This is a genomic window from Pseudomonas sp. WS 5079, assembly GCF_012985465.1.
Lineage (GTDB): Bacteria > Pseudomonadota > Gammaproteobacteria > Pseudomonadales > Pseudomonadaceae > Aquipseudomonas.
Window position 1 is genome coordinate 94,153 of the sequence record NZ_JAAQWN010000007.1, and the last position, 12,332, is coordinate 106,484.

Here is a 12,332-nt window from a genome sequence, read left to right on the forward strand (position 1 = left end):
CATTGGTGCACTGCACCCCTGTCAGTGCAACTGTAGACGCTCACGAAGGCGACATTGCTCAATCGTCAAATATCGTCTCAATAAACACCCTTTGTTTACCTCAGGAACCGACCGGTTTAAACCCCCGCGTTCACTCCCGCCTCCAGTCTCATCCCGGACGCGGCCAACGGCAAGGCACTTTGCCACCCATCAAACAAATAAAAATGCCGACGCGGCGTATCAACGCCTCCACGGACAACCCTGTTATTATCGGCGGCACACTTTCATGCCCTCTTTTAAGCAGATCACGAGCGAATCCATGAGCACCGACAAGACCAACCAGTCCTGGGGCGGCCGCTTCAGTGAGCCCGTCGACGCCTTCGTCGCGCGCTTCACCGCCTCCGTCAATTTCGACCAGCGCCTCTATCGCCACGACATCATGGGCTCGATCGCCCACGCCACCATGCTGGCCAAGGTCGGCGTGCTGACCGATGCCGAGCGCGACAGCATCATCGATGGCCTGACCACCATCCGTGGCGAAATCGAGGCTGGCACCTTCGACTGGCGCGTGGACCTTGAAGACGTGCACATGAATATCGAGGCGCGTCTTACCGACCGCATCGGCGTGACTGGCAAGAAGCTGCACACCGGGCGCAGCCGCAACGACCAGGTGGCCACCGATATCCGCCTGTGGCTGCGCGATGAAATCGACCTGATCCTGGCCGAAATCACCCGCCTGCAAAAAGGTCTGCTGGAGCAGGCCGAGCGTGAATCGGACACCATCATGCCCGGCTTCACCCACCTGCAGACCGCACAACCCGTGACCTTTGGCCACCACCTGCTGGCCTGGTTCGAAATGCTCAGCCGCGACTACGAGCGCCTGGTCGACTGCCGCAAGCGCGCCAACCGCATGCCTCTGGGCAGCGCGGCCCTGGCCGGCACCACCTACCCGATCGACCGCGAGTACACCGCGCAACTGCTGGGTTTCGACGCCGTGGGCGGCAACTCCCTGGACGGCGTATCGGATCGCGACTTCGCCATCGAGTTCTGTGCAGCAGCCAGCATCGCGATGATGCACTTGTCGCGTTTCTCCGAAGAACTGGTGTTGTGGACCAGTGCACAGTTCCAGTTCATCGACCTGCCGGACCGCTTCTGCACCGGCAGTTCGATCATGCCGCAAAAGAAAAACCCCGACGTGCCGGAGCTGGTGCGCGGTAAAAGTGGCCGTGTATTCGGCGCACTGATGGGCCTGTTGACCCTGATGAAGGGCCAGCCCCTGGCCTACAACAAAGACAACCAGGAAGACAAGGAACCGCTGTTCGACGCCGCCGACACCCTGCGCGACTCGCTGCGCGCATTTGCCGACATGATCCCGGCGATCAAGCCCAAGCACGCGATCATGCGTGAAGCGGCGCTGCGCGGTTTCTCCACCGCCACTGACCTGGCGGACTACCTGGTGCGCCGTGGCCTGCCGTTCCGTGACTGCCATGAAATCGTCGGGCATGCCGTGAAGTACGGCGTGGACACCGGCAAGGACCTGGCGGAAATGAGCCTGCAAGAGCTACGTCAGTTCAGCGACCAGATCGAGCAGGATGTGTTCGCGGTGCTGACCCTGGAAGGCTCGGTCAATGCCCGTAACCATATCGGCGGCACGGCTCCGGCCCAGGTCAAGGCAGCCGTGGTGCGCGGCCAGGCCCTGCTCGCCAGCCGCTAAAAGCATCGCAGGCAAGCCAGCTCCCACCTTTGACCAGAGCCTTCAATTTAACTCGGTCAAAATGTGGGAGCTGGCTTGCCTGCGATAACATCACCTTAGTGTCACTGACACACCGAGGTGCCTGCATCGCGGGCAAGCCCAGCTCCCACACAAGCCCGCTCCCACATTTATGACTTCTTCGCCGCGACCATCGCCATGAAGGCTGGCATCGCCGCCTCCTTGTCCGCCGCCACTCGCTGGGCGTTGGGCAGGTCTTGCAGCTTCTTCAGCAAGGCCTTGGCCTTCGGCAACTCAGCCAGCAGATCCAGGCCAAACAGCTTCCCACCGACCGCACACGCCAAGTCCACGCTGTACATAAAATACAGATCGGCAAGCGTAAAACTCTCCCCCGCCACATACGGCGCGAACTTGCCGTGCCGGCCCAGTGATGCAATCCCCAACAGCAACTCGGCCTTGGCCTTGTCCTTGATCGCCTGCGGTACCGTCATGCCAAAGAACGCCTCGCCATAACAAGCGCGGGCCGGCAGTTCGATGTACAACTCGATTTCCCTGCACAGCGCCAACACTTGGGCGCGCTGGAATGCATCGCCTGGCAGCAGGGCCGGGCCCGACTGGGTCTGTTCGAGGTATTCGAGAATCACGCTGGTTTCGTTGATAAAACCTCTCTCGACCTTCAGCACCGGCACCTTGCCGCGCGGGCTCACCACCAGGGCTTCAGGGGTTTGCCCGGCATAAAAAGCCACTTCCTCGAAGGGCAGGCCTTTTTCCAGGAGCGCCAGCTTGACCATGTTGTAGTAGTTACTGACCGAAAATCCGTAGAGCTTGAGCATCACAAAGCCTCCAGGCCGTGCAGGGGGTTGGCTGGGTAGGTTATAGAACGTGATGCGCCGCCTGACCAGCAGCATCACCTGGCTGAATGGAGGTAGACTGGCGCCCTTTCCTGACAGGAGGCAGCCATGAGCGAGCCAACCGATATCGACAACGACGACGAAGAGTTCGCCGAATCCACACTGACCCAAGCGATCGAAAACCAGATCGAAAGCGACAACCCGCCCGCGGCCAAGGCCACGTTCAACAAGCTGACCCTGGTGGGTTACGAGCGCGAAGACATCCTGAACCTGATGGCCCATGTGCTGGCCGTGGAAATCGACGCGATGCTGGAAGAAGACCGGCCGTTCAACACCGACTGGTATGAAACCGCCCTGCGCGCACTGCCAGAGCTGCCGCCGGAAAACCAGTAGGCCCCTGGAACCGCCATCGCCGGCAAGCTGGCTCCTACAGGAGTGCGGCTTGCCTCCCCTGTGCCCATATCGCACTGGACAGTTCGCCCAAGTACGTTCACCTTAGGGGCTGCTAGCGTCTGACAATTCCTAGAACGTCTGGAGTCCTTATGTCGTATACCCCTGAGTTGGTTGCCGAACTGGAAATCCTTGCACTTTTTAACCTGGGCAATATCCAGGAAGGCCTGAAAGTCCATCAGACCGCCGCTCCCACTGCCATTGCTGCTGCCAAACGCCTGTTCGAGAAAAAACTGATCGACCAGCCAGATGGCGGCTACCTGACCAGCCTGGGCCGCGACGCGGCAGAACAAGCGCAAACACTGCTGACAATTCTGACTACCGCTACCACCAAAGAAGCCGCCTGATCCACCGTATCGCCCACGGGATCCTCTGTTCACGGATTCCGCGGGCATTCCCGTGTGCACGATAAAATTCTGACGTCAAAAACAAATTCCCCTTAAACCTCCTACGATTCTGTCTGTAAACTCCTACACGGCTGCCCACGCCGGGCCCTGCGAGCCGTTGAGTTCGACATGACCAGTACCCATGAAATCCGCCCTGACTTGGATGAAGGCATTGACCGCAAGGTACTGGCCCAACTGCGCTCGCGTTTCCTGACCCTCAATGCCGGCCGCATGGCCCGCGCCGTCGAAGGCCTGACGCCGCGCCAGCAAAGCGTGCTGGCGCTGCTGCCGCTGTTTTTCCACGTCAATCACCCGCTGCTGCCGGGCTATGTCTCGGGCAGTACGCCGGCCGGCTTGGCGAATTTTGAACCGGATGCCCAGGTCCTGGCCGAAGCCCAGCGCCTGACCCGCTCGTTTTCCTACAAACCACGCCATGGCAACCCGCCCACCCCGATCCACGGCCTGTTCCTGATGGGCAGCCTCGGCACGTTGGCCCAGGCTGACCAGAGCGATATGGACGTGTGGGTGTGCCACGCCGCCGACCTGAGCGAGGCCGAGCTGGGCGAGCTGCGCAAAAAATGCCAACTGCTGGAAGCCTGGGCCCTGGGCATGGGCGCCGAAGCGCATTTTTTCCTGATCGAACCGAGCCGCTTTGCACAGGGCGGTCGCGATACCCAGCTCAGTTCGGATGACTGTGGCACCAGCCAGCACTATCTGTTGCTCGACGAGTTCTACCGCACCGCCATCTGGCTGGCCGGGCGCACGCCGATCTGGTGGCTGGTACCGGTCTACGAAGAAGCGCGCTACGCCGAATTTACCCACACGCTGATTTCCAAACGTTTTATCCGCGCCGACGAAACCCTCGACCTCGGGCACCTGGCCCATATTCCACCTGGGGAATTCATCGGCGCCGGCCTGTGGCAGCTGTTCAAGGGCATCGAGTCACCCTATAAGTCGGTGCTCAAGCTGTTGCTGACCGAGGTGTATGCCAGCGAACACCCCAAGGTGCAGTGCCTGAGCCTGCGTTTCAAACGCGCAGTGTTCGCCAACCAGTTGGATCTGGATGAGCTGGACCCGTATATCGTGGTCTACCGCCGCATCGAGGAATACCTGCGCAGCCGCAACGAACCCGAACGCCTGGAACTGGTGCGGCGCAGCCTGTACCTGAAGGTCAACCGCAAGCTCACCACCGGCCAGCGCACCATCGGTTGGCAGCGCGCACTGCTGGAGCGCCTGGCCAATGAATGGGGCTGGGACCAGCGGCAACTGGCCCTGCTCGACAGCCGCAGTCAATGGAAAGTGCGCCAGGTCGCGTCCGAGCGCCGGGCCCTGGTCAATGAGCTCAATTACAGTTATCGCTTCCTGACCCAGTTCGCACGCACCGAACAGACCGTGAGCCTGATCAACAAGCGCGACCTCAATGTGCTGGGCCGGCGCCTGTACGCGGCCTTCGAACGCAAGGCCGGCAAGGTCGAGTTCATCAACCCAGGGATTGCTCCGGACCTGGCCGAAGACACCCTCACCCTGGTTCATTCGCCCAATCGCAAGGAGCCGGGTCAGTTTCATTGGGGCCTGTACAACGGCAGCCTGACCGCCCTGGAATGGGAGCACTTTGCGCCGATCAAACGCAGCCGCGACCTGCTGGAGATGCTCACCTGGTGCCATCGCAACGGCGTGATCGACAGCAGCACACGCCTGGCCCTGCACCCCGGCACCAGCGACTTGAGCGAATTCGAGCTGTTCAACCTGCTGGGCAGCCTGCAACAGACTGTCGCCCTGCCCCTGGCCACGGTCGATGAAGAACGCCTGCTGCGTACGGCGATACCCGAGGAGGTGCTGTTGCTGATCAACGTCGGCGTCGACCCCCTCAAGCATCACCGTGACTTGAATATCCTGATGACCACCGAGCGCACCGACTCCCTGAGTTACGCCGGCGTCAGGGAAAACCTGGTGCTGACCCTGGACCAGGTGACGCTCAACAGCTGGAACGAGGTGATGGTCAGCCGCTACGAGGGGCCCCACGCCCTGCTCGATTGCCTGCGCGATTACCTGAATCAGTTACCGCATGACCGATTGCCGCGGCTGCGGGTGCGTTGTTTCTGTCACAACCGTGCGCAGTTCATTGCCCAGCGGGTCGAAGAGATTTTCGATACCGCGCAAAACCTGATGCTCAGCCAGCTCAACCACCGCTATCTGATCCAGGTACAACAGCACTATCACGTCATGGAGCTGGCACCGGGGCAAGCCAATCACGTGTCATTGCCCAGCCAGCAGGCGCTGGTGGACTACCTCAGCGAGGAGCTGGCCAGCTACAGCCCGTTGCACCTGGATGCCATGGCCCTGGAAGACCACGACCTGGCAGCACTGCTGCCCATGGGCCAGGCCGATTGTGTGCAGGTGTTCTACCGCATCAACGACGGCTTCGCCGAGCTGTACGTACTCGACGAGTTCAACGCCCTCTGGCAACAGCGCCTGCCGTTTCATGATGAGCAGAGCTTGCTCGCGCCTTTGCAGCGCTTCCTGCAATCGATCATTTATCGACGGGACGCGCTGTCACCGCTGGACCCGCAGCAGCCACTGGGGGCGGTGCAGACGCTGTATTACCAACTGCTGCCATCGGCAGGCGGCCGTACCCGTCGGGTCGAGCCACGGCCTGCGCCGCAGACTCCGGCCAACAAACCGTTCTACGACGTGCAGGCGATTATCGGCAAGGGTGCGCCAGGCCAGGTGGGGATTACCCTGTACTGCAATCAGCGGGAGTTTTGCGAACTGGAGTTTGGCGACCAGCTGTTTGCTGTGGTCGCCCAAGAGATCGTCGGGCAACGCCGGGAAACCGAGCGCTATCGTTGCTACATCACCGATTTGGACCTATCCGGCCTACTCGGTGATGTTCAAAGCCCAAGCAATCTGTACCTGCGCTACAAAGCCGAGTTGGAGCAGGCGCTCAACCAGGCCTTGAATGAGGTTTAGAGCGCGAATGCGCCGCCGTCCTTCGGCTGGCCTTCGACACTCAGCAGCTCAAGCTTGAGGGTCTTGCCGCCCGGAGCAGGCCAATCGATATGCTGGCCGACTTGCAGGCCCAGCAACGCACTACCCACCGGGGCCAGGATCGAGATCTTGCCTTCGTCGGCATTCGCGTCCTTGGGGTAGACCAGGGTCAGGTGATAGTCCTTGCCGCTGCTTTGCTCACGGCAATGCACGCTGGAGTTCATGGTCACGACACCGGCAGGCACTTCATCGTGGCCAACCACCTCTTCGGCGCGGTCAAGTTCGGCTTGCAGGGCGATGACGCCTGGCAGTTTGTCGTCCATACGGTCGATCAGTTGCTCAAGACGTTGCACATCGAGACGGGTGAGGATGATGGAAGGTGCAGTCATGATTGCGGCAGACTCCTTTTTTTCTGCACAAAAAAGCAAAACCCCGCCAATAAACGGCGGGGTTCTCACGGACCTCGATGAGTTGAGGTATACCCGGACACTACCACAGCACACCAAATAAACAAGATGGGCCGGCCTGAAGGTCAGGCGCCAGCCTTGCGTTGCTCGGCCTGGGCGACGATCACGCGGCGCCGCTGATCGTCGGCGGAGCGCCATTCCCGGATGTCTTCCACATGCCGGAAGCAGCCAAGGCAGACTTTTTGCTCATCCAGCCGACACAAACTGATACAAGGTGACGGCACAGCCGGGCTGACATTGCTGAACAGCGGCTTGGGCGGGCGGGCGGGCGCGGGCTGGGTCACGATCAGATCTCGTCGAAGTCCAGCTCGACGCCGGCTTGTTCCAGGGTGATGCGTGCAAGCATTTCGCTCAACAGCTCGTCACTGGTGTCGTTCGACCAGCGCTTTTCTTCTTCGTCGTAGTCGAAGTGAAACCCTCCGGAACGCGCGGCCAGCCACAGCTGGCGCAGCGGCTCCTGGCGGCTGAAGATCAATTGGCTGCCGTTCTCGAACTTGACGGTCAACACGCCTGCAGAATTTTCCAGATCCACGTCCAGGCCACTCTCGTCGAAAATATCCTCCAGCGCTTGCTGGGTCGCATCGACCAGGTCGTGAAAGCGGGCTTCGGTCAAACTCATGGTGGGAACCTCAAAAAGTGTCTACTCACGCTCAAGCGCCGCACGATACGGAGGCGCCATGATGATTGCAAAGGATACCGATTTCATTCCCACCAGCCGTGCGAATTATCCCGACGGGATGTAGGCCACATCACGACATACTCGGCAAAGCCCCGCCGGACGGGTGTCCCGGCGCATAGGCAAGCTGGCGGGTGGTCGGTATACTCGGGCGCAATTAATGCATATTCAAGGATTTAGCCATGAAGCGCCTGATCTCTTCCCTTGCTGCGCTCGTCGCGGTCGCTTGCCTCGTCAGTGCCTGTGGTCAAAAAGGCCCGCTGTACCTGCCCGATGACAGCAAAGACCCGAATGAACAGGCGCAAACGTCGCAATCCAAAGCGCACAAGCACGACACCTACTAAGGGAATTTCATGGACGCTTTTAACTACCGGGACGGCGAGCTGTTCGCGGAAGACGTGGCGCTGTCCGCGATTGCCGAACGCTTCGGTACCCCGACCTATGTGTACTCGCGAGCGCATATCGAAGCGCAATACCGCACCTTTGCCGATGCACTGGAGGGTACGCCAAGCCTGGTGTGCTATGCAGTAAAAGCCAACTCCAACCTGGGTGTACTCAATGTCCTGGCGCGCCTGGGCGCTGGTTTTGACATCGTGTCCCGTGGCGAGCTGGAGCGTGTACTGGCCGCGGGCGGCAAGGCTGACAAAATCGTGTTCTCCGGTGTCGGCAAGACCCGCGAAGACATGCGCCGCGCCCTGGAAATCGGCGTGCATTGCTTCAACGTCGAGTCCACCGACGAGCTGGAGCGCCTGCAAGTGGTGGCCGCCGAGATGGGCGTGCGTGCGCCGATTTCCCTGCGCGTCAACCCGGACGTGGATGCCGGCACGCACCCGTACATTTCCACCGGTCTCAAAGAGAACAAGTTCGGCATCGCCATTGCCGACGCCGAAGACGTGTACATCCGCGCCGCCCAACTGCCGAACCTGGAAGTGCTGGGCGTGGACTGCCACATCGGCTCGCAACTGACCAGCCTGCCACCGTTCCTCGATGCCCTCGACCGCCTGCTGGCGCTGATCGATCGCCTCGGCAAGTGCGGCATCTACCTGCACCACATTGATCTGGGCGGTGGCGTGGGCGTGCGTTATCGCGACGAAGAGCCGCCGCTGGTGGCCGACTACGTCAAGGCCGTACGCGAGCGCACCGAAGGCCGCGACCTGAAGCTGATATTCGAGCCGGGCCGCTACATCGTTGCCAATGCAGGCGTACTGCTGACCCAGGTCGAGTACCTCAAGCACACCGAACACAAGGATTTCGCCATCGTCGATGCGGCGATGAACGACCTGATCCGCCCGGCCCTGTACCAGGCCTGGATGGATGTCAGCGCCGTGCGCCCGCGCGACAGCGCGCCGCGCACCTATGACATCGTCGGCCCGATTTGCGAGACCAGTGACTTCCTGGCCAAGGACCGTGAACTGGCCCTGGCAGAAGGCGATCTGCTGGCCGTGCATTCGGCCGGTGCCTATGGGTTTGTCATGAGTTCCAACTACAACACCCGCGGGCGTACCGCCGAAGTGTTGGTGGACGGTGATCAAGCGTTTGAAGTGCGTCGCCGCGAGACGGTAGCCGAGTTGTTTGCTGGCGAAAGCCTGCTGCCGGAGTAAGCCATGCTGCTGCGTTTTACCAAGATGCACGGGCTGGGCAATGACTTCATGGTCCTTGACCTGGTCAGCCAGCACGCGCATATCCTGCCCAAGCACGCCAAACTGTGGGGCGACCGCCATACCGGCATCGGCTTCGACCAACTGCTGCTCGTCGAAGCGCCGAGCAACCCGGAGGTGGATTTCCGTTACCGGATCTTCAACTCCGACGGTTCCGAAGTGGAGCAATGCGGCAACGGTGCGCGCTGCTTCGCGCGGTTCGTGCTGGACAAGCGCCTGACCGCCAAACGGCAGATTCGCGTCGAGACCAAAAGCGGCATTATCGAGCTGGATATCCGCAGCGACGGCCAGATCAGCGTCGACATGGGCGCCCCGCGCCTGGTACCGGCCGATATTCCGTTCGTGGCTGATGCCCAGGCGTTGAGCTATCCGCTGGATGTCGACGGTACCGTGGTCGAGGTGGCCGCCGTGTCCATGGGCAACCCCCATGCAGTGCTGCGGGTCAACGACATCAACAATGCGCCAGTGCATGAGTTGGGCCCGAAGATCGAACATCACCCGCGTTTTCCGGCACGGGTCAACGTCGGCTTCCTGCAGGTCATCGACCGCTCCCGCGCGCAGTTGCGGGTCTGGGAACGCGGCGCCGGGGAAACCCAGGCTTGTGGCACCGGTGCTTGCGCCGCCGCCGTGGCGGCGATCAGCCAGGGCTGGATGGATTCGCCACTGTTGATCGACCTGCCTGGTGGACGCCTGTCCATCGAATGGGCAGGCCCAGGCCAACCGGTGAAGATGACCGGCCCGGCATCCCGTGTATACGAAGGACAGGTCCGTCTATGAGAGCGACTCGCTAATGACCGATAAGCCCCAGGCACCCGCCAAGCAGCCCGAAGGATCCCCTTGCGAAAGCCTGGAGGCAGCGGCCGTCGCCGCTTACCTGGAGGCTAACCCGGACTTCTTCGTCGAACACGACGAGCTGCTGCCGGCCCTGCGCATCCCTCACCAGCGCGGCGATACCGTGTCGCTGGTGGAGCGGCAGATGAAGATCCTGCGCGAGCGCAATATCGAAATGCGCCATCGGCTCTCACAGTTGATGGACGTGGCCCGCGACAACGACCGCCTGTTCGACAAGACCCGCCGCCTGATCCTGGCGCTGCTGGATGCCGCCAGCCTGGAAGACCTGACCATTGCCGTCGAAGACAGCCTGCGCCAGGACTTCCAGGTGCCGTTTGTCAGCCTGATCCTGTTCAGTGACAACCCGATGCCGGTCGGGCGCTGGGTCAAGGGCAGCGACGCACAGACCGCCATCGGCGGCCTGTTGTCGGAAGGCAAGACCATCAGCGGCACCCTGCGCGAGCATGAGCTGGACTTCCTGTTTGGCGAAGACCAGCGCGTGCAGATCGGCTCGACTGCCGTGGTCGCCCTCAGCCATCAAGGCTTGCACGGTGTCCTGGCCATCGCCAGCCGTGATCCGCAGCACTACAAAAGCACCGTGGGCACGCTGTTCTTGACCTACATTGCCGAAGTGTTGAGCCGCAGCCTGCCACGCTTCACCAGCGCCCTGCGCGCGGTGCGCTAGCCATGGAACGACAACTGGACGCCTACTGCGCTCACCTGCGCAGCGAGCGCCAGGTGTCTCCCCATACGCTGGAAGCCTACCGGCGGGACTTGAACAAGGTCCTGGCGTTCTGCCAGAAACAACAGATCGGCAGTTGGAAGGCCCTCGATATCCAGGGCCTGCGCAGCCTGGTTGCGCGCCTGCACCAGCAAGGCCAATCCTCCCGCAGCCTGGCGCGCCTGCTGTCAGCGGTGCGTGGCCTGTATCACTACCTCAACCGCGAAGGCCTGTGCGATCACGACCCGGCCAACGGCCTGGCACCGCCCAAGGGTGAGCGCCGCCTGCCCAAAACCCTGGATGCCGACCGCACCCTGCAATTGCTCGATGGCGCGGTCGAGGATGACTTCCTGGCGCACCGCGACCAGGCGATCCTGGAGCTGTTCTATTCCTCGGGCCTGCGGCTGTCGGAGCTGACCAGCCTCAACCTCGAGCAGTTGGACCTGGCCGATGGCCTGGTGCAAGTGCACGGCAAAGGCAGCAAGACCCGCGTGCTGCCCATTGGCAAAAAAGCCCGCGACGCCCTGCTGGTATGGCTGCCCCTACGAGCCCTGGCCAACCCGCCGGACGATGCGGTGTTTGTCAGCCAGCAAGGCCGACGCCTCGGGCCACGGGCCATTCAGCTGCGGGTCAAGGCCGCCGGCGAGCGGGAACTGGGGCAGAACCTGCATCCGCACATGCTGCGCCACTCCTTTGCCAGTCACCTGCTGGAGTCATCACAAGACTTGCGCGCCGTGCAGGAACTGCTCGGCCACTCGGATATCAAGACCACCCAGATCTACACCCACCTGGACTTCCAGCACCTGGCGACGGTGTACGACAGCGCCCATCCACGGGCCAAACGCGTTAAAGGCGGCGACTCATGAGCATCAAGCTAATCACCTTCGATCTGGACGATACCCTGTGGGACAACGTCCCCGTCATCATCAGCGCCGAAGCGTCGATGCGCCACTGGCTGGCGACCCATGCGTCCAAGGTCGGCGACCTGCCCCTGGAGCATTTCGCCAGCCTGCGCCAGCACGTACTGCAACGTCATCCCGAACTCAAGCACCGGATCAGCATCCTGCGCCACCGGGTGCTGATGCACGCCTTTGAAGAGGCCGGTTATCCACAGCCGCAGGCCACGGAAATGGCCGATGTGTGTTTTGAAGCGTTTATTCATGCGCGGCACCAGCTCACGGTCTTCCCGGAAGCTGAGCCGATGCTGCAAGCCCTGCGCCAGCACTTCCTGCTGGGGGTGATCACCAATGGCAATGCCGATGTCCAGCGCGTGGGCCTGGCGGATTACTTCCACTTTGCCCTGAGGGCCGAAGATATCGGCATCGCCAAGCCGGATGCGCGCTTGTTTCAGGAAGCGTTGCAGCGAGGTGGGGTAGATGCCAGTGCGGCGGTACATATTGGCGACCATCCGGGCGATGACATCGCCGGGGCGCAGCAGGCGGGGTTACGGGCGGTGTGGTTCAACCCGGCGGGCAAGGTTTGGGAAGGCGAGAAATTGCCGGATGCGCAGATTCGCAGCTTGAGCGAGCTGCCTTCGCTGCTCCACAGCTGGAAATAACGCGACCCGACAAGCCAGCTCCCACATGGGTTTGCGGCACTGGCCATTTGTCTCAG

At 61.7% G+C, this 12,332-nt stretch carries 14 protein-coding genes; 10 read left to right on the top strand and 4 right to left on the bottom strand.

What is annotated here, in order from left to right:
• Window positions 1-298: 298 nt before the first annotated feature.
• Window positions 299-1,693, top strand: coding sequence for an argininosuccinate lyase (gene argH / locus HBO05_RS19225; RefSeq protein WP_169955380.1), 1,395 nt, complete (start codon window positions 299-301; stop codon window positions 1,691-1,693).
• 167 nt (window positions 1,694-1,860) lie between these two features.
• Here argH and HBO05_RS19230 read toward each other — a convergent pair whose 3' ends face one another.
• The gene (locus HBO05_RS19230) at window positions 1,861-2,523 is read right to left on the bottom strand and encodes a glutathione S-transferase (RefSeq protein WP_170042084.1); all 663 of its coding nucleotides are present in this window, start codon (window positions 2,521-2,523) and stop codon (window positions 1,861-1,863) included.
• A 126-nt stretch (window positions 2,524-2,649) separates the two neighbouring features.
• On the opposite strand from HBO05_RS19230, the gene HBO05_RS19235 reads away from it, so the two are divergent.
• The 3 genes from HBO05_RS19235 (at window position 2,650) to HBO05_RS19245 (ending at window position 6,347) form a co-directional block, all read left to right on the top strand.
• The gene (locus HBO05_RS19235) at window positions 2,650-2,934 is read left to right on the top strand and encodes a hypothetical protein (RefSeq protein WP_057440482.1); all 285 of its coding nucleotides are present in this window, start codon (window positions 2,650-2,652) and stop codon (window positions 2,932-2,934) included.
• A gap of 149 nt (window positions 2,935-3,083) precedes the next feature.
• A complete protein-coding gene (locus tag HBO05_RS19240; RefSeq protein WP_169955381.1) occupies window positions 3,084-3,338 on the top strand; it encodes a TIGR02647 family protein in 255 nt (84 codons plus the stop codon).
• Window positions 3,339-3,506: 168 nt separating this feature from the next.
• A complete protein-coding gene (locus HBO05_RS19245) occupies window positions 3,507-6,347 on the top strand; it encodes a class I adenylate cyclase (RefSeq protein ID WP_169955382.1) in 2,841 nt (946 codons plus the stop codon).
• Here HBO05_RS19245 and rnk read toward each other — a convergent pair.
• The 3 genes from rnk to cyaY all read right to left on the bottom strand — a co-directional run bounded on the left by rnk (window position 6,344) and on the right by cyaY (window position 7,451).
• On the bottom strand, window positions 6,344-6,754 hold the full coding sequence (gene rnk / locus HBO05_RS19250; protein WP_169955383.1) for a nucleoside diphosphate kinase regulator: 411 nt from the start codon (window positions 6,752-6,754) through the stop codon (window positions 6,344-6,346). The genes HBO05_RS19245 and rnk overlap by 4 nt on opposite strands.
• Before the next feature lie 143 nt (window positions 6,755-6,897).
• On the bottom strand, window positions 6,898-7,116 hold the full coding sequence (locus tag HBO05_RS19255) for a DUF1289 domain-containing protein (RefSeq protein ID WP_092232081.1): 219 nt from the start codon (window positions 7,114-7,116) through the stop codon (window positions 6,898-6,900).
• A 2-nt stretch (window positions 7,117-7,118) separates the two neighbouring features.
• Complete coding sequence (gene cyaY / locus HBO05_RS19260; protein ID WP_038444425.1) at window positions 7,119-7,451, bottom strand: iron donor protein CyaY; 333 nt, start codon at window positions 7,449-7,451, stop codon at window positions 7,119-7,121.
• A 239-nt stretch (window positions 7,452-7,690) separates the two neighbouring features.
• Between cyaY and HBO05_RS19265 the strand changes: the two genes are divergently transcribed.
• From HBO05_RS19265 to HBO05_RS19290, 6 genes are read left to right on the top strand one after another with little or no spacing between them, the layout of a single operon-like run.
• Complete coding sequence (locus HBO05_RS19265; protein ID WP_038444426.1) at window positions 7,691-7,852, top strand: lipoprotein; 162 nt, start codon at window positions 7,691-7,693, stop codon at window positions 7,850-7,852.
• A 9-nt stretch (window positions 7,853-7,861) separates the two neighbouring features.
• Window positions 7,862-9,109 carry a diaminopimelate decarboxylase gene (gene lysA / locus HBO05_RS19270; protein WP_172313733.1) on the top strand — a complete coding sequence of 416 codons (1,248 nt, stop codon included), beginning with the start codon at window positions 7,862-7,864 and terminating at the stop codon, window positions 9,107-9,109.
• 3 nt (window positions 9,110-9,112) lie between these two features.
• Window positions 9,113-9,943, top strand: a complete 831-nt coding sequence (gene dapF / locus HBO05_RS19275; protein WP_169955386.1) for a diaminopimelate epimerase — start codon at window positions 9,113-9,115, stop codon at window positions 9,941-9,943.
• Between the two features lie 13 nt (window positions 9,944-9,956).
• Complete coding sequence (locus HBO05_RS19280) at window positions 9,957-10,682, top strand: DUF484 family protein (protein WP_169955387.1); 726 nt, start codon at window positions 9,957-9,959, stop codon at window positions 10,680-10,682.
• A 2-nt stretch (window positions 10,683-10,684) separates the two neighbouring features.
• Window positions 10,685-11,584 (top strand): tyrosine recombinase XerC, encoded by a 900-nt coding sequence (xerC, locus tag HBO05_RS19285; protein WP_170042082.1) that lies wholly within the window; start codon window positions 10,685-10,687, stop codon window positions 11,582-11,584.
• A complete protein-coding gene (locus tag HBO05_RS19290; protein ID WP_172313735.1) occupies window positions 11,581-12,276 on the top strand; it encodes an HAD-IA family hydrolase in 696 nt (231 codons plus the stop codon). The genes xerC and HBO05_RS19290 overlap by 4 nt, the downstream gene beginning before the upstream one ends.
• Window positions 12,277-12,332 lie beyond the last annotated feature (56 nt).